At 75.6% G+C, this 18910-nt stretch carries 20 protein-coding genes; 15 read left to right on the top strand and 5 right to left on the bottom strand.

Annotated elements, in window-relative coordinates; genetic code table 11:
- Positions 1-146: 146 nt before the first annotated feature.
- The 3 genes from leuC to G8D98_RS06350 all read left to right on the top strand — a co-directional run bounded on the left by leuC (position 147) and on the right by G8D98_RS06350 (position 3120).
- Entirely contained in the window at positions 147-1559 is a 1413-nt protein-coding gene (gene leuC / locus G8D98_RS06360) for a 3-isopropylmalate dehydratase large subunit (RefSeq protein ID WP_166100620.1), read from the top strand.
- Positions 1559-2149 (top strand): 3-isopropylmalate dehydratase small subunit, encoded by a 591-nt coding sequence (gene leuD, locus G8D98_RS06355; RefSeq protein ID WP_166100588.1) that lies wholly within the window; start codon positions 1559-1561, stop codon positions 2147-2149. The genes leuC and leuD overlap by 1 nt, the downstream gene beginning before the upstream one ends.
- Positions 2150-2391: 242 nt before the next feature.
- Complete coding sequence (locus G8D98_RS06350; protein WP_187566481.1) at positions 2392-3120, top strand: HU family DNA-binding protein; 729 nt, start codon at positions 2392-2394, stop codon at positions 3118-3120.
- A gap of 10 nt (positions 3121-3130) precedes the next feature.
- Here G8D98_RS06350 and cofC read toward each other — a convergent pair whose 3' ends face one another.
- Positions 3131-3982, bottom strand: coding sequence for a 2-phospho-L-lactate guanylyltransferase (gene cofC / locus G8D98_RS06345; RefSeq protein ID WP_205859717.1), 852 nt, complete (start codon positions 3980-3982; stop codon positions 3131-3133).
- An 89-nt stretch (positions 3983-4071) separates the two neighbouring features.
- Between cofC and G8D98_RS06340 the strand changes: the two genes are divergently transcribed.
- Both G8D98_RS06340 and G8D98_RS06335 read left to right on the top strand, forming a co-directional pair.
- Entirely contained in the window at positions 4072-4830 is a 759-nt protein-coding gene (locus tag G8D98_RS06340; RefSeq protein ID WP_229661920.1) for a lysophospholipid acyltransferase family protein, read from the top strand.
- Positions 4827-5825 carry an NAD(P)H-dependent glycerol-3-phosphate dehydrogenase gene (locus G8D98_RS06335; RefSeq protein WP_166100542.1) on the top strand — a complete coding sequence of 333 codons (999 nt, stop codon included), beginning with the start codon at positions 4827-4829 and terminating at the stop codon, positions 5823-5825. Before G8D98_RS06340 ends, G8D98_RS06335 begins: the two co-directional genes overlap by 4 nt.
- A gap of 10 nt (positions 5826-5835) precedes the next feature.
- Here G8D98_RS06335 and G8D98_RS06330 read toward each other — a convergent pair whose 3' ends face one another.
- Positions 5836-6936 (bottom strand): trans-sulfuration enzyme family protein, encoded by a 1101-nt coding sequence (locus tag G8D98_RS06330; protein WP_166100540.1) that lies wholly within the window; start codon positions 6934-6936, stop codon positions 5836-5838.
- Between the two features lie 36 nt (positions 6937-6972).
- Here G8D98_RS06330 and G8D98_RS06325 point away from each other — a divergent pair, with 36 nt between their 5' ends.
- Positions 6973-8097 (top strand): D-alanine--D-alanine ligase family protein, encoded by a 1125-nt coding sequence (locus G8D98_RS06325; protein WP_166100537.1) that lies wholly within the window; start codon positions 6973-6975, stop codon positions 8095-8097.
- Between the two features lie 9 nt (positions 8098-8106).
- Here G8D98_RS06325 and G8D98_RS06320 read toward each other — a convergent pair whose 3' ends face one another.
- Positions 8107-8472 (bottom strand): DUF3515 family protein, encoded by a 366-nt coding sequence (locus tag G8D98_RS06320; RefSeq protein WP_229661919.1) that lies wholly within the window; start codon positions 8470-8472, stop codon positions 8107-8109.
- Positions 8473-8570: 98 nt separating this feature from the next.
- Entirely contained in the window at positions 8571-8804 is a 234-nt protein-coding gene (locus G8D98_RS06315; RefSeq protein ID WP_166100534.1) for an Lrp/AsnC ligand binding domain-containing protein, read from the bottom strand.
- Between the two features lie 129 nt (positions 8805-8933).
- Here G8D98_RS06315 and thiL point away from each other — a divergent pair, with 129 nt between their 5' ends.
- Positions 8934-9929, top strand: coding sequence for a thiamine-phosphate kinase (thiL, locus tag G8D98_RS06310; protein ID WP_166100532.1), 996 nt, complete (start codon positions 8934-8936; stop codon positions 9927-9929).
- 72 nt (positions 9930-10001) lie between these two features.
- On the opposite strand, the gene rpmB is transcribed toward thiL, so the two are convergent.
- Positions 10002-10196, bottom strand: coding sequence for a 50S ribosomal protein L28 (gene rpmB / locus G8D98_RS06305; RefSeq protein WP_166100529.1), 195 nt, complete (start codon positions 10194-10196; stop codon positions 10002-10004).
- Positions 10197-10344: 148 nt separating this feature from the next.
- Between rpmB and G8D98_RS06300 the strand changes: the two genes are divergently transcribed.
- The 8 genes from G8D98_RS06300 (at position 10345) to rpmF (ending at position 18905) form a co-directional block, all read left to right on the top strand.
- The gene (locus G8D98_RS06300; protein WP_229661918.1) at positions 10345-12000 is read left to right on the top strand and encodes a DAK2 domain-containing protein; all 1656 of its coding nucleotides are present in this window, start codon (positions 10345-10347) and stop codon (positions 11998-12000) included.
- Entirely contained in the window at positions 12001-14157 is a 2157-nt protein-coding gene (locus tag G8D98_RS06295) for an ATP-dependent DNA helicase RecG (RefSeq protein WP_166100525.1), read from the top strand.
- Complete coding sequence (rsmD, locus tag G8D98_RS06290) at positions 14157-14720, top strand: 16S rRNA (guanine(966)-N(2))-methyltransferase RsmD (protein ID WP_166100522.1); 564 nt, start codon at positions 14157-14159, stop codon at positions 14718-14720. The genes G8D98_RS06295 and rsmD overlap by 1 nt, the downstream gene beginning before the upstream one ends.
- A gap of 51 nt (positions 14721-14771) precedes the next feature.
- A complete protein-coding gene (locus tag G8D98_RS06285) occupies positions 14772-15401 on the top strand; it encodes a hemerythrin domain-containing protein (RefSeq protein WP_166100520.1) in 630 nt (209 codons plus the stop codon).
- A 28-nt stretch (positions 15402-15429) separates the two neighbouring features.
- Entirely contained in the window at positions 15430-15936 is a 507-nt protein-coding gene (gene coaD / locus G8D98_RS06280; RefSeq protein ID WP_166100517.1) for a pantetheine-phosphate adenylyltransferase, read from the top strand.
- The gene (locus G8D98_RS06275; RefSeq protein WP_166100515.1) at positions 15923-18025 is read left to right on the top strand and encodes an acyltransferase family protein; all 2103 of its coding nucleotides are present in this window, start codon (positions 15923-15925) and stop codon (positions 18023-18025) included. Before coaD ends, G8D98_RS06275 begins: the two co-directional genes overlap by 14 nt.
- A gap of 105 nt (positions 18026-18130) precedes the next feature.
- Positions 18131-18709, top strand: a complete 579-nt coding sequence (locus tag G8D98_RS06270; protein WP_166100513.1) for a YceD family protein — start codon at positions 18131-18133, stop codon at positions 18707-18709.
- Position 18710: 1 nt separating this feature from the next.
- Positions 18711-18905, top strand: a complete 195-nt coding sequence (gene rpmF / locus G8D98_RS06265) for a 50S ribosomal protein L32 (RefSeq protein WP_166100511.1) — start codon at positions 18711-18713, stop codon at positions 18903-18905.
- The last annotated feature ends 5 nt before the right edge of the window (positions 18906-18910 follow it).

Raw genomic sequence — 18910 nt, 5'->3', positions numbered from 1 at the left:
TGATATTGCCGTCTCATTGCCTGAGACGCAAGTCCGCACGTCGGGGACCCGTGCGAATCTCGACATGGCGGCGAGGGCGCACCCCGGTCACTCGCCGCGTCCCCGTCGTCCGGGCCGAAGCGGCCCGCCTCCCGGAGGTGTCGTCCATGGCCACCACACTGGCCGAGAAGGTGTGGGAAGCGCACGTCGTCCATCGCGGTGACGGCGAGCCCGACCTGCTGTACATCGACCTCCACCTCCTGCACGAGGTGACCAGCCCCCAGGCCTTCGACGGCCTGCGGCTGGCCGACCGGCCGGTCCGGCGCCCCGAGCTCACGGTGGCGACCGAGGACCACAACGTGCCGACGACCCCGGGCCCGATCACCGACCCGGTGAGCCGGACGCAGGTCGAGACCCTCCGGCGCAACTGCGAGGAGTTCGGCGTCACGATCTACCCGATGGGCGACGCCGAGCAGGGCATCGTCCACGTCGTCGGGCCCCAGCTCGGGCTCACCCAGCCGGGGATGACGATCGTCTGCGGCGACAGCCACACCTCGACCCACGGCGCCTTCGGGGCCCTCGCCTTCGGCATCGGCACCTCCGAGGTCGAGCACGTCCTCGCCACCCAGACCCTGCCCCTGAAGCCGTTCCGCACGATGGCGGTCACGGTCGAGGGCGAGCTCGCGCCCGGCGTCACCGCCAAGGACATCGTCCTCGCGGTCATCGCGAAGATCGGCACCGGTGGCGGGCAGGGGTACGTCATCGAGTACCGGGGCAGCGCCATCCGGGCGCTGTCGATGGAGGCGCGGATGACGGTGTGCAACATGTCGATCGAGGCCGGAGCGCGGGCCGGGATGATCGCGCCGGACGAGACGACCTTCGACTACCTGCGCGGCCGCGACCACGCGCCGAGCGGCGCCGACTGGGACGCCGCGGTGCAGGCCTGGCGCGAGCTGCGCAGCGACGACGACGCACGGTTCGACGCGGAGGTCGTCCTCGACGCCGCGAGCCTGACCCCCTTCGTCACCTGGGGGACGAACCCCGGCCAGGGCAGCCCCCTCGGCGAGGCCGTCCCCGACCCGGAGCACATGGCCGACGAGAACGACCGCGTGGCCGGCCGCCGGGCGCTGGAGTACATGGGCCTGAGCGCGGGGACACCGCTGCGCGACATCCACGTCGACACCGTCTTCCTCGGCTCGTGCACGAACGGTCGGATCGAGGACCTGCGGGCCGCCGCCGAGGTCATCAAGGGCCGACAGGTCGCCGACGGGGTGCGGATGCTCGTCGTCCCCGGCTCGGCACGGGTGCGCGAGCAGGCCGAGAGCGAGGGCCTCGACGCGGTCTTCACCGCCGCCGGTGCGGAGTGGCGCCTGCCCGGATGCTCGATGTGCCTCGGGATGAACCCCGACCAGCTCGCGCCGGGGGAGCGCAGCGCCTCGACGTCCAACCGCAACTTCGAGGGCCGCCAGGGTCGGGGAGGACGCACCCATCTCGTGAGCCCGCTCGTCGCGGCGGCGACGGCCGTGCGTGGCACGCTGTCCAGCCCGGCCGACCTCGACGCCGAGGAGGCGAGCGTCTGATGGAGCAGTTCACGACGCACACGGGCATCGGCGTGCCGCTGCGGCGCAGCAACGTCGACACCGACCAGATCATCCCGGCGGTCTACCTCAAGCGGGTCACGAGGACCGGCTTCGAGGACGGTCTCTTCGCGGCCTGGAGGGGCGACGAGACCTTCGTCCTCAACGACCCCCAGTTCGCCGCGGGCTCCGTGCTCGTGGCCGGGCCGGACTTCGGCACCGGCTCCTCGCGCGAGCACGCCGTGTGGGCCCTCATGGACTACGGCTTCCGGGTCGTCATCTCCTCCCGGTTCGCCGACATCTTCCGGGGCAACAGCGGCAAGCAGGGCCTGCTCACCGCGCAGTGCAGCCAGGACGACGTCGAGCTGCTGTGGAAGCTGCTCGAGAACGAGCCCGGCATGTCGGTCACCGTCGACCTCGTCTCCCGCACGGTGACCGCCGGCGACATCGTCGCGCCCTTCGAGGTCGACGACTACACCCGCTGGCGGCTGCTCGAGGGGCTCGACGACATCAGCCTCTCGCTGCGGCACGCGGACGACATTGCGACCTACGAGGCGACCCGGCCGTCGTGGAAGCCCACGGTGACCGCCTGAGGGTCGTGCACTGACGCCTCAACCCGGACCCGCCGGCGGTCCGGCAACCCGCGTCCCGTGGGACGCATGAGACCGGTGTGACCGCGAAGCGGGTCGCCAAACCCTGTGCGGCGCAACCGGAACACGCCGGGGGAGTGGTGGACGTCCCTCTCACACAGGCATACCGTCGGTCCCAAGGTCGGCAACGACCCCTCACGACCCGAGCGTCGGGCCCTGCTCGACGCCGACCGATGGAGGTTCCCGTGAACAAGGCAGACATCGTCAAGGAGCTGGAGAAGGCCCTCGGCAGCCGCAAGGCGGCCCTCGACGCCCTCGACTCCGTGCTCGACACGATCGTCCGTGAGGTCGCCCGGGGCGGGAAGGTGGCGATCACCGGCTTCGGTACCTTCGACCGCGCCGAACGGGCCGCCCGCACCGGTCGCAACCCGCACACCGGGACCTCCGTGCGCATCCCCAAGGGCAAGGCTCCCCGCTTCCGTCCCGGGACCGCCTTCAAGGACTACGTGCGCAAGCCGAGCAGCCTGCCGAAGTCCGCGCCCGCCACCGGACGCGCGGCGGCAGGGACGGTCGGCGCCGCGACGGCGAAGAAGGCCAGCACCGCCAAGAAGGCCAGCACCGCCAAGAAGGCCAGCACCGCGAAGAAGACCGGCACCGCCACGAGGTCGAGCGCGGCGAAGAAGACCGGGAGCACCGCGACGAGGTCCACGGCGAAGAAGGCCAGCGCCGCGACGACGACGAGCAGCGCCGCGAGGAAGGCCACGGCGACCAAGGCTGCCGCGGCGAAGACGACGGGCGCCGCGCGCACGACCCGTGCGACGACGAAGTCCGCGGCGTCGAAGGCGGCCAGCACGGCGAAGAAGACGCCGGCGCGCACGGCCGCCGCGGCGAAGAAGACGAGCACCGCCAAGAAGACGAGCACCGCCAAGAAGACGGGCACCGCGAAGAAGACGGCGAGGTCCTCCGGTCGCTGAGCCGGCTCGGCTAGCGGATCGTCTCGCCGGGGCCGATCCCGACGATCCACACCCTGCTCGCGGCGCGCTCGTCCGCGGTGAGCTCGAGGCTGACCCGCTGCCCGGCCCGCAGGTGCAGCAGCCCGCTGTCGGCCACGGCGGCAACAGGGACCGCGACCACCCGCCCGTCGTCGAGGAGGGCGCTGCCCTCGCCCCCGACGGGCGGTCGATGGATGGTGGCCTGCACGCCGGGCAGGGTAGCGCGGGCGAGGACGCTGCGGGTGTGCCGGCCGGTCCCGAGCGCGATCGCGGCGGCGAGCGACTCGGCGTCGTCGACGTCGGTGCGCAGCCCCGGTGCCGCGAGCCGCAGCGGGGAGTAGCCGAGGGCCACGTGCGCCCGGGCACTCCCGGCGCCGAACCGGGTCGGTGGCACCTCGGCGCCGTCCAGCGACATCTCGAGCATCGCGGTCCCGGAGCCTTCGGCGTCGGGCACGAGGACCCGGGGCCGGTCGCCGGCCCGCCCCGTGGCCGCTGCCAGCTCGGCCGGCCGCAGGGCCGGATGGTCGCCGAGCAGCACGCTCGCGCGCGCGGCGCCGTCGGTGCACGCCGCGCGCAGCCCCTCGGCCACCGCGGCGTCCAGCCCTTCCCCCGGGTCGCCGACGACGCGGTACCCGCTCTCGCCGGCCCAGAGCCCGACGTGCGGGTCGTCGGTGACGACGAGGAGCAGCGCGTCCGGCAGGGCGGCGGCGGCGGCCTCGAGCGTGTCGCGGGCGAAGGCCTCCGCGAGCGCGAGGCGCACGCTGCGGGCGAGCTCGAGCCGGGACTTCGCGAGGGGTCCGCCCTTGACGGGGACGACGACCGCGCGCCGGGGTGCAGCTGCCACGTCCACGATCCTGACAGGCGTCCGTGGCACCGTGGACATCGACCCGGCTGCGGACCACAATGCGGTGACCCGACCATGGAAGGCCCCAGGTGACCAACCCGACCGACACCTCGCGACCGTTCGGCTACCGGTTCGCGATCCGGGCCCTCCGACCACTGCTCATGGCCTCGACGACGCGGGACTGGTCCGGTGCCGAGAACCTGCCCTCGCAGGGCGGGTGGGTCGTGTGCCCGAACCACGTCTCGCACATCGACCCCCTCGTCTTCGCGCACTTCCTCGTCGACAACGGGCACGCCCCCCGCTTCCTCGGCAAGTACGAGGTCTTCGACGTGCCGGTCGTCGGGGCCGTCCTGCGCTCGGCCGACCAGATCCCCGTCTACCGCGGCTCCGGCCGGGCGACCGACGCCTACCGGGCAGCGGTCGCCGCGGTCCGGGCCGGCAAGTGCGTCGCGATCTACCCCGAGGGGACCCTGACCCGCGACCCCGACCTGTGGCCGATGCGCGGCAAGACCGGAGCCGCCCGGGTCGCGCTCGAGACCCGCTGCCCGGTCATCCCGGTGGCCCAGTGGGGGCCCCAGCAGCTGCTGCCCCCCTACGGCCGGCGCCCCCACCTGCGGCCCCGGCCGAGGATGCAGGTGCGGGCGGGCGCCCCGGTCCCCCTGGAGGACCTCTACGACGGGCCGGTGACCACCGCGGTCCTCACCGAGGCCACCCGCCGGATCATGGACGCCATCACCGCCGAGCTCGAGGTGCTGCGCGGTGAGCAGGCGCCGCCCGAGCGGTACGACCCCCGCACGGCGCGGGTCACGCCGACCGGCCGCCCCAAGCCGCTCGGTGACGCCTCGTGAGCCGCGCCGCCGTCTTCGGCACCGGGAGCTGGGGCACCGCCTTCGCGGCGGTCCTCACCGACGCGGGCACCCCGGTGACGATGTGGGGCCGGCGGGCCGAGGTCGTCGCGCAGCTCAACGCGGGCGTCAACGAGGAGTACCTGCCCGAGCTGCGGCTGCCGGGTGCGGTGCGAGCGACCACCGACCCCGCGGAGGCCGCCGCCGGTGCCGACGTCGTCGTGCTGGCCCTGCCCGCCCAGACGCTGCGCACCAACCTCGAGGCCTGGGGGCACGTGATCCCCGCCGAGGCCGCCGTGGTGTCGCTGATGAAGGGTGTCGAGCTCGGGACGACGCAGCGGATGTCGCAGATCATCACCGAGGTCGGGGGTGTCGAGGCCGAGCGGGTCGTCGTGCTCTCCGGCCCGAACCTGGCCCGGGAGATCGCCGCCAAGCAGCCCGCCGCGTCGGTCGTCGCCTCCCGCAGCGCCACGATGGCCGAACGGGTCGCCGCCGCCTGCGCCGCACCGTACTTCAGGCCCTACACCGGCACCGACGTCGTCGGCACGGAGATCGCCGGCGCGGTGAAGAACGTCATCGCCCTCGCGGTGGGCGTCGCCGAGGGGCTCGGGATGGGTGACAACTCCAAGGCCTCGATCATCACCCGGGGGCTGGCCGAGACGATGCGCCTCGGCAGCGCCCTCGGCGGCGAGGAGGTGACCTTCGCCGGCCTGGCGGGCGTGGGTGACCTCATCGCGACGTGCATGTCCCCGCTCTCGCGCAACCACTCCTTCGGGGTGCGGCTCGGGCAGGGGATGTCGGTCGAGCAGGTCGTGGCACACACCCGGCAGACCGCGGAGGGGGTCAAGTCGAGCACCGCGATCCTCGACCTCGCCCGCCACCACGGCGTCGACGTCCCGATCATCGAGCAGGTCGACGCGATGATCCGGCACGACCGCACCGCCGCGCAGGTCGCGGCCGCCCTGCTCTCCCGGCCGCGCAAGGCCGAGACCGGCTGAGGCGGCGCGCTCAGCCGGCCGCGCGCTCCAGGGCGGCGGCGAGGTCGGCCCACAGGTCCTCGACGTCCTCGACGCCGACCGACAGCCGCAGCAGCTCCTCCGGCACCTCGGCCGGCTCGTTCGGCTGCCGGCGACGTCGCTCCAGGAGGCTCTCGACCCCGCCCAGGCTCGTCGCGTGCACCCACAGCCGGGTCGCGGCGGCCACCCGCTCGGCCCCCGGCGCGCCGCCGACCACCTCGATGCTGACGACCGCCCCGAGGCCCGGGTAGCGGACCCGGGTGACCGCCCCGTGCCCGGCGAGCCGCCGCGCGAGCTCGGCGGCGTTGGCGCAGGCGCGCTCGAGCCGCAGGTGCAGCGTCCGCAGCCCCCGCAGGGCGAGCCACGCCTCCATCGGACCGGCCACCCCGCCGTGGAGCAGCCGGTGCCGCTGCAGCCGTGCCCGCAGCGCGCGGCCCGCGGCGGTCGGCGCGGTGACGACGACGCCGAGCAGGACGTCGCTGTGCCCGGCGAGGTACTTCGTCGCCGAGTGCACCACGACGTCGGCCCCGACCTCGAGCGGGCGCTGGAGCAGCGGCGTGGCGAAGGTGTTGTCGACGACGCTCAGCACCCCCCGTGCGCGGGCCGCGGCGCACACCGCCGGCAGGTCCGCGACCTCGAGCAGGGGGTTGGTGGGGGACTCCAGCCACAGCAGGTCCGCGCCGTCCAGGGCGGCGGTCACCGCGGCGGTGTCGGCGACGTCGACCCGGCGCACCGTGGCACCGCCGCTCGCCTCGAGGTCGGCGACGGTCGCCATCACGCCGTTGTAGGCCGCCGACGGGACGACGACCGTCCCGCCGTGGGGGAGCAGCGCGAAGGCGGCGCTGACCGCCGCCATCCCGGAGGCGAGGACGAGTGCGTCACCGCCCTCGAGCGAGCCCACGGCCTCCTCGAGCGCCGACCACGTCGGGTTGCCTCCCCGACCGTAGGCGACCTCGCCGTCGGCGTGGTAGGTCGAGGTGAGCACGAGCGGTGCGCCCACCTGGGCGCCCGGCGCCGCGGGCTCGCGACCGAGGGCGACGAGCCGGGTCGCCGGGGAGAGGTCGTCGGGGCGGGGGGAGGGGCCGTCGGTCACGAGGGCCCAGCGTAGGGGCGGCTAGAGTCGCGGGCGATGACCGACCACAGCCGCGCCGACAAGATCCGGGTCGCCCTCGTCTTCGGGGGCCGTTCCTCCGAGCACGCCGTCTCCTGCGCCACGGCCGCCAGCGTCCTCGAGGCGCTCGACCGCGACCGCTACGAGGTCGTGCCCGTCGGGATCGCCAAGGACGGGCACTGGGTGCTCGCGGCCGACGACCCCGAGCCGCTGCGGCTCGCGCCGGGCCACGAGCCGGAGGTCGACGGTGGCTCGGCGAGCGTCATCGTCCCGACGTCGGCGACCGACCGCACCCTCGTCGTTCACGAGCCCGGGCAGCCGCCACGCACCCTCGGCGAGGTCGACGTCGTCTTCCCGCTGCTCCACGGGCCGTTCGGGGAGGACGGCACCATCCAGGGCCTGCTCGACCTCGCCGACGTCCGCTACGTGGGCTCCGGCGTCGCAGCCTCCGCGGTGATGATGGACAAGGCGATGATGAAGACCGTCCTCGCCGCCGCCGGGCTGCCCGTGGGCCCGTACGTCGTCATCACCGACCGGGAGTGGCGCCGCGACCGGGCGGCCGCGATGGAGGCGGTCGGTGCGCTCACCCTGCCGGTCTTCGTCAAGCCGGCCCGGGCGGGCTCGAGCCTCGGCATCGTCAAGGTGGGCTCGATGGACGACCTCGAGGCGGCCGTCGAGTCCGCCCGCGAGCACGACCCCAAGGTGGTCGTCGAGCAAGGTGTCCTCGGGCGGGAGATCGAGTGCGGTGTCCTCGAGGGGCGCGGAACCGACGACCCGCGCACGAGCGAGCTCGGGGAGTGCGTCGTCGTCGCCAACCACGACTTCTACGACTTCGAGGCCAAGTACCTCGCGGCCGAGGACGTCCGGCTCGAGACGCCCGCCGAGGTGCCCTCGCAGGTCGCCGAGCGGATCCGGGCGATGGCGGTCACGGCCTTCGAGGCCGCCGGCTGCGAGGGGCTGGCCCGGGTCGACTTCTTCCTCACCGACGGTGGCGAGGTGCTCGTCAACGAGGTCAACACCATGCCCGGTTTCACCCCGAGCTCGATGTACCCGCGGATGTGGGCGGCGAGCGGTATCGGCTACTCCGAGCTCATCGACGAGCTCGTCGCGCTCGCGATGGAGCGCCGCACCGGGCTGCGCTGACCCGGGCGGTCACCGGCACTGCAGGCCGTTGGCCGGCAGACCCTCGGCCACCTCGTCGAAGGCGGGCAGGAGCAACGGCGCCGGGTCGTAGTCGGCGGGGACGAGCACCTCGACGGCGGGGTCGGTGCCGAAGGACGTGAACCGGGTGCCGTCGGAGAGGGTCTCGGGGACCCAGCCGACGCCGTCGACCTCGACGCACTGGGTCTCGGTCGGCGCGAGCGCGGCGACCCCGCAGCGGGCGACGACGGCCGGGTCGCCCCACGCGGCGACCGCGGGGTCCTGCGGTGAGGTCTCGCGGCGGGCCATCCCGCTGACCGTCGCCGGCCAGGGGGCCTCGGTGCAGGCGGAGACGGTGTGGCCCCCGGGGAGCGACACCTCGACCGCGGAGGAGCACCCGGACAGCGCGAGGACGGCGAGGCCGAGCGCCGCCGTCGGGCGAGCGAGCCGGCCGCCTCTCGGCCGTGGACCGCCGTTCAGACGTGGACCACCGTGCACGTCAGGGTGCGGGTGATGCCGTCGGTGTCCTGGATGCGGGAGATGACCAGCCGGCCCAGCTCGTCCACGGTGGGGGCCTCGACCCGCGCGATGACGTCGTAGGGGCCGGTGACGTCCTCGGCGAGGACGACGCCGTCGATGGCGGCGATGGTCGCGGCCACCGCGGCCGCCCGGCCGACGTCGGTCTGGATGAGGATGTAGGCCTGGACCACGTGCGCTCCGCTTCGGTCGTCGGGCCGGTGGGGCTGGGGCGGCCCCGCCCGGTCGGCCCACCGGTCGGCAGGCCCGCTCCAGACGCTACCGTGCCGGTGGTCGGCACGTCACCGAGGGGAGGAGGCCCCGTGGAACGGCTGCGCGACCTCGACGAGGCCGGCGTCCTGCAGCGCGTCCTGCCGCTGTACGGCGCCGCAGGGCCCGCAGTCGCCGTGGGTCCCGGCGACGACGCCGCGGTGATCGCGACACCCTCGGGGAGCGTCGTGGCGACGACCGACGGGATGGTCCGAGGGCGCGACTGGCGCGACGAGTGGTCCAGCGGGCACGACGTGGGCGTCAAGGTCGCGGTCCAGAACATCGCGGACGTCGCGGCCGTCGGGGCGGTGCCCACGGGGCTGCTCGTCGCGCTGGTCGCCGACCCGGCCCTCGAGGTGGCCTGGGCGCGCGACCTCGCCGCGGGCATCGCCGAGGCCGCCCGGGACGCCGGGGCGGCGGTCGTCGGGGGCGACCTGTCCTCCGGGCCGCCGGGCGTCGTCGTCGTCACCGTCACCGCCCTCGGCGACCTGCAGGGGCGCGAGCCCGTGCTGCGCTCGGGTGCCCGCCCCGGCGACGTCGTCGCGGTCTGCGGGTCGCTCGGCCACTCCGGCGGGGGGCTGGCGCTGCTGCTGCGCTCGGGCCCGTCGGCGCTCGAGTGGGCCGGTGCCGGTCTGGTGCGCTACCACCTCGCGCCGCGCCCCCCCTGGGAGTCCGGCCCGCTCGCCGCCGCGGCCGGGGCCAGCGCGCTCGTCGACGTCTCCGACGGGCTGGCCACCGACCTCGGGCACATCGCCCGGGCCAGCGGGGTGCGCGTCGACCTCGACGGCACGGTGCTGCGCGAGGAGCTCGCGGCCGGCCCGCTGACCGAGGCGCTGGGGGCGCAGGAGGCGTGGAATCAGGTGCTCACCGGGGGCGAGGAGCACTCGCTGGTCGCCTGCTTCCCCGCCGGCACCGACGTGCGCGCCCTCCCCGGTGAGCGCTGGAGGGTCATCGGCCGGGTGGCCGAGGCGGGCCCGGACGGGCCGGTGGTCACCGTCGACGGCGCCGTGACGCACGCGCGGGGATGGGACCACTTCACGCCGCCGTGAGCGCCCCCCGGACAGCGGGAACGGGCGGCCTCCCGCAGGAGGCCGCCCGTTCCGGTGCGCGTCAGGCGGTGGTCAGCGGGTGACCTTGCCGGCCTTGAGGCACGAGGTGCAGACGTTGAGCCGCTTCGGGGTGGCACCGGCGTCGCCCACCATGGCCCGCACCCGCTGGATGTTCGGGTTCCAGCGGCGCTTGGTGCGGCGGTGCGAGTGCGAGATGTTGTGCCCGAAACCGGGGCCCTTGCCGCAGACGTCGCAGGTGGCAGCCACGGGTGATCTCCTGTGCAGTACGGTCGTGTTGGTCTTCGCGGGGCGCGGCGCTCGGCGCACGCGCAACCGGACCAGCGTAGCCGAGCCCGACCCAGCCCACCAAAACGGCCCGACGGCCACGCCCTCGCCCCGGGCTACCCTGAGGCGCGTGCCCGACGTGTTCACCGCCGACGACGCCCGGCACTGGGCTCTCCTCACCCGTGCCGCGCTCGCGGCCCGGCGCACCGAGATCGACGCGCTCAACGTCTTCCCCGTGCCCGACCGCGACACCGGCACGAACCTCTTCCTCACCCTCGACGGGGCGATCGACGAGGTCCTCGCGCGCCGCGGGCCCCGCGGCGACGGGGACGGCGCCGGCCTCGTCGCGGAGTGCCGGACCCTGCGCCGCGCGCTGCTGACGTCCGCGCGGGGGAACTCGGGCGTCATCCTCGGCCAGGTGGTCGGCGGCCTGTGCGACGTCGTCGTCGAGCGCGGGGCCGAGGTGCTCGACACCACCACGCTCGTCGCGTGTCTCGAGCGCGGCGCCGCCACCGCCCGGGCCAGCGTCGCCCGGCCTCGGGAGGGCACGATGCTCACCGTCGCCGACGCCGCCGCAGCGGCCGCACGGGCGGCGTGCGAGCACGGCGCGTCGATGCTCGAGGTCGTCGCCGCGGCGGTCCAGGCCGCGACCGAGGCCCTGGCGCGCACTCCCGAGCAGCTGCCCGCGCTGGCGCGGGCGGGCGTCGTCGACGCCGGCGGCGCCGGGTGCGTCCTGCTCCTCGAGGCCCTGCACCGCGTCGTCGGCGGCACGTGGACGCCGCAGGACGAGGGGCTGCTGACGGCGGCCGGCCCCGGCGGCCCTCCGCGCTGGAGCCCGGACGCCGGGTCGTCCTCGGCGCCGGCCGACGAGGACCCCGACGGCCCGGCCTACGAGGTGATGTTCCTCCTTGCCGACTCCACGCCCGAGCGGGTGCAGGCGCTCACCGAGGACCTCGACCGGCTCGGTGACTCCCTGCTCGTCGTCGGCGGCCCGGACCTGTGGAACGTCCACGTCCACGTCGACGACGCGGGTGCCGCGGTGGAGGCCGGCCTGGCGGCCGGCGCCCCGCAGCGGCTGCGGATCACCCATCTCGCCCGCCGGCACGGACCGCGGGAGGAGCCGGCACCCCTCGGTGTCGTCGCCGGGGTCGCCGGGCCCGGGGTGGCCGGCCTCGTGGCGGACGCCGGGGCCCTGGCCGTCGAGGTCGGGGCCGGGGGCGGGCCCTCGGCCAGCGGGCTGCTCGACGCGGCGCGGCGCACCGGCGCCCGGTCCGTCGTCCTCGTGCCGGGGGACCCCGAGGCCCTCCATGCCGCCGAGGTGGCCGCCCAGGCGGCACCCGAGGAGGGGCTCGAGGTCCACGTCGTCCCGGCCCGGGCGGCCGTCCAGACGCTCGCGGCGCTCGCCGTGCTCGACCCCGCACGCCCGGTCCACGCCAACGTCGTCGCGATGACCCAGGCGGCGGCCGCCACCCGGCACGGGGCGGTGACGGTCGCCAGCGCGCAGGCGCTCACCTGGGCCGGCGTCTGCCGGCCGGGGGACGTCCTCGGCCTCGTCGAGGACGACGTCGCCCTCGTCGGGGACGACCTCGAGCAGGCCGCCCGCGGTGTGCTCGACCGGCTGCTGTCCGCCGGCGGCGAGCTCGTGACCCTGCTCACCGGCGCCGGGGCCGACCCGCTGCTCGCCGAGCGGACGGCGGCCTGGCTCGGCCACGAGCGTCCCGAGGTCGAGGTCGTCGTCGTCGACGGCGGACAGCCCGACCCCCTGCTCGCGCTCGGGGTGGAGTGAGTGGCGACCGAGTCCAGCCCGCTGCGGCCGATCATCGCCCAGGCCGCCGAGAAGTTCGCCACCCACCGCGGCATCCGGACCGTCGGCGACCTGCTGGCGTTCTGGCCGCGGCGCTACCGCTCCCGCGAGGCCGACCTCGGGTCGGTCACCCCGGGCGAGCTGCTCGTCGGCGTCGCGGAGGTCAAGTCCGCGCACACCCGCCGGATGCAGAAGCGTCGCGGCACGATGCTCGAGGTCGTCATCACCGACGGGCGCCACGACCTCGACGTGACGTTCTTCCGCCCCTACCCGCACGCGCACGTCCTCGTCCCCGGCGCCCGCGGCATCTTCGCGGGGACGGTGAGCCGGTACGGCGGACGCAACCAGCTGGCGCATCCCGGCTACACGATGCTCTCCGACTTCGACGCCGGGGACCGCAAGGACCTCATCCCCTTCTACCGCCCCGTGGGCAACCTGCACACCTGGACGGTCACCGAGAGCGTCCGCCGGGTGCTCGACGTCCTCGACGACGTCCCCGACGCCCTGCCCGACGAGGTCCGCGAGCGCCGCCGGCTCGTCTCGCGGATCGAGGCCCTGCGCGGCATCCACACCCCCGACACGATGGACGAGGTCGAGCGGGCCCGCCGGCGGCTGCGCTACGAGGAGGCGTTCGTCCTGCAGACGACCCTCGCCCTGCGGCGCCGAGCCGTGTCCGGGCAGGCCACCCGGCCCCGGCCCGGCCGCGAGGACGGGCTGCTCGCGGCCTTCGACGAGCGGCTGCCGTTCGCGCTCACCGACGGCCAGCGCGAGGTCGGCCGGACGGTCGCGGACGAGCTCGGCCGGGCGACCCCGATGCACCGGCTGCTTCAGGGCGAGGTCGGCTCCGGCAAGACCGTCGTCGCGCTGCGGGCGATGCTCCAGGCCGTCGACTCCGGCGGCCAGGCGGCCCTGCTCGCCCCGACCGAGGTCCTCGCGGCCCAGCACCACCGGACGATCACCCGGATGCTCGGCGACCTCGCCGAGGGCGGCATGCTGGGCGGGGCCGAGCACGGCACGCGCGTCGCGCTCCTCACCGGCAGCCAGTCGACCGCCGAGCGGGCCAAGGCCATGGCCGACGCGGTGTCGGGTGACGCGGGGATCGTCATCGGCACCCATGCGCTCCTCGAGAAGAACGTCGAGTTCTACGACCTCGCGCTCGTCGTCGTCGACGAGCAGCACCGCTTCGGTGTCGAGCAGCGCGACGCGCTGCGCGGCAAGGGCGAGACCCCGCCGCACGTGCTCGTCATGACCGCGACGCCGATCCCGCGGACCGTCGCGATGACGGTCTTCGGCGACCTCGAGACCTCCACCCTGCGCGAGCTGCCCGCCGGGCGGGCGGGGGTCACGACGCACGTCGTCCCGGAGGGCCGGCCCGGCTGGCTGGCGCGGGCATGGGAGCGCGTCGGGGAGGAGGTGCGCGCCGGCCGGCAGGCGTACGTCGTCTGCCCACGGATCGGCGACGAGGACGAGGCGGGCGACGGTGCGGTGCTCGCCGACCCGGAGGACGAGGACGGCGCCACCGCGCGGCCCCTGCGCAGCGTCACCGCGGTGTACGCGGCCCTCGAGCAGGAGCCGGCGCTCGCCGGCCTCACGGTGGAGACGCTCCACGGCCGGATGCCGCCGGAGGAGAAGGACGCCGTCATGGGCCGCGTCCAGCGGGGTGAGACCGACGTCCTCGTCGCGACCACCGTCATCGAGGTCGGGGTCGACGTGCCGAACGCCAGCGTCATGGTCGTCATGGACGCCGACCGCTTCGGCGTCTCCCAGCTGCACCAGCTGCGTGGGCGGATCGGCCGCGGCGGCCACCCCGGCCTGTGCCTGCTCGTCACCGGCTCGGACGCCGAGCCGGCCCGCGCCCGGCTCGACGCGGTCGCGAGCACGGGCGACGGCTTCGAGCTGGCCCGCCTCGACCTCACCCAGCGGCGCGAGGGCGACATCCTCGGCGCCGCGCAGCACGGGCGGCACACCCAGCTGGAGTTCCTCCACATCCTCGAGCACGAGGACGTCATCGAGGAGGCCCGTGAGGACGCCTTCGCCCTCGTCGAGGCCGACCCGGACCTGTCCGCCCACCCCCTGCTCGCCCAGGCCGTCCAGGCCCGCGTCGACGCCGAGCAGGCGGCCTACCTGGAGCGTGGCTGATGACCCGGATCGTCGCGGGGACCCACGGGGGGCGCAGGCTGCGCACCCCGGCCGGGTCGGGTACCCGGCCGACGAGCGAGCGGGTGCGCGAGGCGCTCTTCTCCGCCCTGGACGCCCGCGGCCTCGTCCGGGGGGCGCGGGTCCTCGACCTCTACGCCGGCTCGGGCGCCCTGGGGCTCGAGGCGGTCAGCCGGGGGGCCCGGGAGTGCGTCCTCGTCGAGTCCGACCGGCGCGCCGCCGCCACGGCGGTCGCCAATGCGCGGGCCCTCGGCATGGGCACGGTGCGCGTGCTGACCTCCACCGTCGCCGCGGCGCTGTCCCCCGACCCGACCGAGGGCGAGGCCGCCGACCTCGTCCTCGCCGACCCGCCCTACGACGTCGGCGAGCCGGCGCTCGAGGAGGTCCTCGGCCGGCTCGCCGCCGGGTGGCTCGCGCCGGGCGGCACGCTCGTGCTCGAGCGCTCCTCGCGTTCGCCGCAGCCGCGCTGGCCGGCGGGCCTGGAGCCCCTGGGCCGGCCGCGTCGCTACGGGGAGACGACGCTCTGGCTCGCCGTGCGTGAGTGACGACGCGCGTCGTCGGTGCAGGTCAGGGCCGTGGTCTGCGAGGATGGCGGCATGAGCGACTACGAGATCCCCCGACCGGTGAGCGGCGACGTCGTCGAGCTCATCCTGCAGGACCACCAGCTCTTCGAGCACCTGCTGCGCGAGTGCCGGCGCACCGACGCCGACCGGGCCGACGCGCGCACCGCGCTGGCCGAGGTCCTCATCGCCCACGAGGTCGCCGAGGAGGAGAAGGTCTACCCGACGCTCAAGCGCCGCGCGGAGGACATCACCGAGCACGAGGCCGAGCACGGCGAGGAGGAGCACGCCGAGATCAACGAGGCGCTCCTGGCCTTCCTGCGCGCCCGCGGCACCGACACCCAGAAGTACGACGACGCCCTGGAGGATCTCGCGACGGTGGTCAACCACCACACGAACGAGGAGGAGCAGACCATCCTCAACCCGGCCCGCGAGGAGGTCGCCCTCGAGACCCGCGAGCGGCTCGGGGTGGACTGGCTGACCCGGCGCAACGCGCTGCTCGAGCAGGGGTGCGCCTCCGAGGAGCAGGTGGCTGCGCTCATCGACGAGGCCGTGGCCGAGGGCACGCTGGCCCCCGCGGAGGCCCGCGAGGAGGCCGAGCAGGTCAAGGCCGAGGCCAAGGAGCGGGCCGAGGAGATCGAGGAGGCGGCCAAGCGCGACGGCTGAGGACCGTGCGCTTGCTAGGTTGGCGCGGATGAGCGATCGCGTCCGCCGGGCCGTCTGCCCCGGCTCCTACGACCCGGTGACGGCCGGGCACCTCGACGTCGTCGGGCGCGCCGCCGACCTCTACGACGAGGTCGTCGTGGCGGTCCTGCACAACCCGGCCAAGGCCGGGGCCTTCTCCGTCCCGGAGCGCGTCGCCTTCCTCGAGCACGCGGTCGCCGCGGCCGGGCTGCGCTCGCGGGTGCGGGTCGAGGCCTTCGCGGACCGGCTGCTCGTGGACGTCTGTGGCGAGCTGGGGGCCGAGGTCGTCGTCAAGGGCCTGCGCGGTGGCACCGACTTCGCCTACGAGCTGCCGATGGCGCTGATGAACCGGCACCTCACGGGCATCGAGACGGTGTTCCTGCCCGGGGACCCCGCGCTCGAGCACGTGTCGAGCTCGCTGGTCAAGGAGGTCGCCCGCCACGGCGGCGAGGTGCGGGGTCTCGTGCCCGACGAGGTCCGCGACGCGCTCGTCGCCCGGCTGCGTGGCGAGCACTGAGGCCGCGGTCCGCGCCTGGCGGGGCGCGGTCCGGGCGCCCGGCTTCCGGCGGGACGTCGAGGGGCTGCGCGCGCTCGCGGTCCTGGCCGTCGTCGTCCACCACGCCGGCCTGCCGCTGGAGGCCGGGTTCGTCGGGGTCGACGTCCTGTTCGTCGTCTCCGGGTTCCTCCTCGCCGGCACGCTGCTCACCGAGCTCGAGGGGACGGGGCGGGTCTCCTGGGTGGGTTTCCTCGGCCGGCGGGTCCGCCGGCTGGTGCCCGGCGCGGTCCTCGTGCTGGCGGTCGTCGCCGCGTGGTCCTACCTCGTCGTGCCCGGCCTGCGGCTGCGCTCTGTGGGGACCGACGTCGTCGCGGCCGCGACGTACACCCTCAACTGGCTGCTCGCCGGGCGCGCGGCCGACCCGCCGGAGCTCGCCGGGCCCTCGCCGCTCGAGCACTACTGGCCGCTGGCGGCCGGGGCGCAGCTGGCCCTCGGGGTCCTCGTGCTGTTCGTCGTCGTCGCCGTCGTGGCCCGCCGGCGCGGCGGGCTCGGGACGCGTGCGGCGCTCACCGGCGTCCTCGGCACCCTGACGGCGGCCTCGCTCGCCTGGTCGCTGTGGGCCCCGCACACCGCACCCGAGGCGGCCTTCTACACGACGACCTCCCGCGGCTGGGAGCTCGGCATCGGCGCCCTGCTCGCGGTCCGGCTCGCCGGCCGCGAGCGCCCGCGTACCCCGTCGGCGGCCTCCGTGGCGCTCGGCTGGGCCGGCCTGGCCCTCCTCGTCGTCGTGGTGCTGCGGATGCCCACCGATGTCGAGTGGCCGAGCGCGTGGGCGCTGCTCCCGACCGTGCCGACCGCCCTGGTCCTCTGGTCGGGGTGGGCAGGGTCGGGCTCGGGCCCGGTGCGCCTTCTCGGGCTGCGGCCTCTCGTGTGGCTCGGGGGGCTCTCCTACTCCGCGTACCTGTGGCACTGGCCGGTCATCGTGCTCTCGGGCTGGACCGCCGAGTACCTCACCGGTGACCCGCTCCCGCAGTGGGCCCGCCTCGCACTCGCCGCGGCCGCGCTGTGGCCGGCCTGGGTGTCCTGGCGCTTCCTCGAGCAGCCGGTGCGCTACGGGCCCGGGCTGCGGGGACGCCCACGTGCCTCCGTCGCGGCCGGCCTGGCCCTCACGGTGGTCGGGGTCGCCGTCGCGCTGCCGCTGCTGCCCCTGCGGACGCCGTTCGTCACCGAGCCGCCGGGCGGGCAGCTGCCACCCGAGAGCCGGCTCGGCGCGGCGACCGTCGTGCCGGGACGGGCCGTGGCCGACGGCGTGCAGCCCGACTGGGTGGTCCCGGACCCGCTCGCCGCCGCGGAGGACCGGGCGGCGGCCGACCGCGACGGCTGCCTGGCCGACCCCGCCACGGGCGAGGCGACCACGTGCACCTTCGGCGACGACGACGCCCGCACGACGCTCGCCCTCGTCGGGGACGCGACCGCGATGCAGTGGCTCCCCGCGCTGCGGGCCCGCGCCACCGACCGGCACTGGCGCATCGTCACCTACGCCACCGCGCAGTGCCGGTTCACCCGGGCGCCCGCCGCCCTCGCCGGTGGCCCGGACCCGGGGTGTGACGCGTGGAACGCGGCCGTGAGCCGCGCCCTCGAGAGCGACCCACCGGACGTCGTCGTCACCTCCGGGGCCACGCCCGGCGCCGGTGCCGCCACCGACCTCGACGCCCGTCTCGTGCGTGGCTACGCGCAGCGCTGGACGGCCCTCGGCCGCTCCGGCGTCCCCGTCGTCGTCATCGGCGACACCCCGGCCGCCCCCGACGACCTCGACGTCTGCGCCGCGTGGCACGCCGGCGCCCTGGAGGAGTGCACCTTCCCGGCCGCTCCCGCCGTCGCGGCGAGCGGGCTGCCGGTGCAGCGGGCGGCAGCGGAGCGAACCGGCCCGCGGGTGCGCCTGCTCGACCTCACCCCGTGGGTGTGCCCGGGGGGCCGCTGCCCGGTGGTCGTCGGTCACGTCGCCGTCCACCGGCCCGGCGACCGGGTCACGGCCACCTACGCCCGCACGCTCGCGCCCCGGGTCGGACGGGCGGTGACCGCGGCCCTGCGACAGGCCCGCGGGCGCTGAGCGGAGCACGCCGGTTTGGGCCGGTGGGCGACCTGCCGGTAGCCTTGACCCTCGGTCTGCGTCCGTGCGGCGTGACCCGACCCGTCCCGACCCTCACCGAAGGCCATGTCCCGTCTCGACCCCCGGTCCCCGTTGGTGCTCGACGCCAAGCTCGTGGGCCGTCGGCCGGGGGCGATGCACGAGCTGGAGCGTGAGGTCGGGGCCCCGAGCGACCTCGGGACCGACGTCGTCCGCGTCGAGGAGGGCAGCCCGCTGCGCCTCACGGTCCGGATGGAGTCGGTGCTCGAGGGCGTCCTGGTCACCGGGTCGGTGCGCGGCACGGCGACCGGCGCCTGCGTGCGGTGCCTGGACCCGGTGACCGTTGCGGTCGACGGGAGGTTCCAGGAGCTGTTCGTTCACGCCGATCGTCACGACCACCACCACGAGGTGGGGGACGAGGACGCCGACGAGGAGCACCTGGTCGAGGACGGTTTGGTCGACCTCGACCCGGTGGTCCGGGACACGGTGGTGCCTGCACTGCCGTTCCAGCCGGTGTGCCGGCCGGACTGCCCCGGGCTGTGCTCCGTGTGCGGCCAGCCGCTCGCGGAGGACCCGGAGCACCAGCACGACGAGATCGACCCCCGATGGGCGGCGCTCTCGGCCCTGGCCGAGGAGCCCCCGACGACGACAGAGAAGAGGACCTGACGTGGCCGTTCCGAAGCGGAAGATGTCGCGCTCCAACACCCGCTCGCGCCGCGCCAACTGGAAGGCCGCCGCGGTCGCGACGACGACCTGCCCGCAGTGCAAGGCGCCGACCCAGCCGCACACGGCGTGCCCCTCGTGCGGCGCCTACAAGGGCCGGCACTACGGCGCCGCCGAGCGCACCGAGCACCAGGGCTGACACCA

The organism is Phycicoccus endophyticus, assembly GCF_011326735.1.
Classification (GTDB): domain Bacteria; phylum Actinomycetota; class Actinomycetes; order Actinomycetales; family Dermatophilaceae; genus Phycicoccus; species Phycicoccus endophyticus.
The sequence above is the reverse complement of the archived record's forward strand: the minus strand, read 5'-3'. Positions and strand labels throughout refer to the sequence as shown.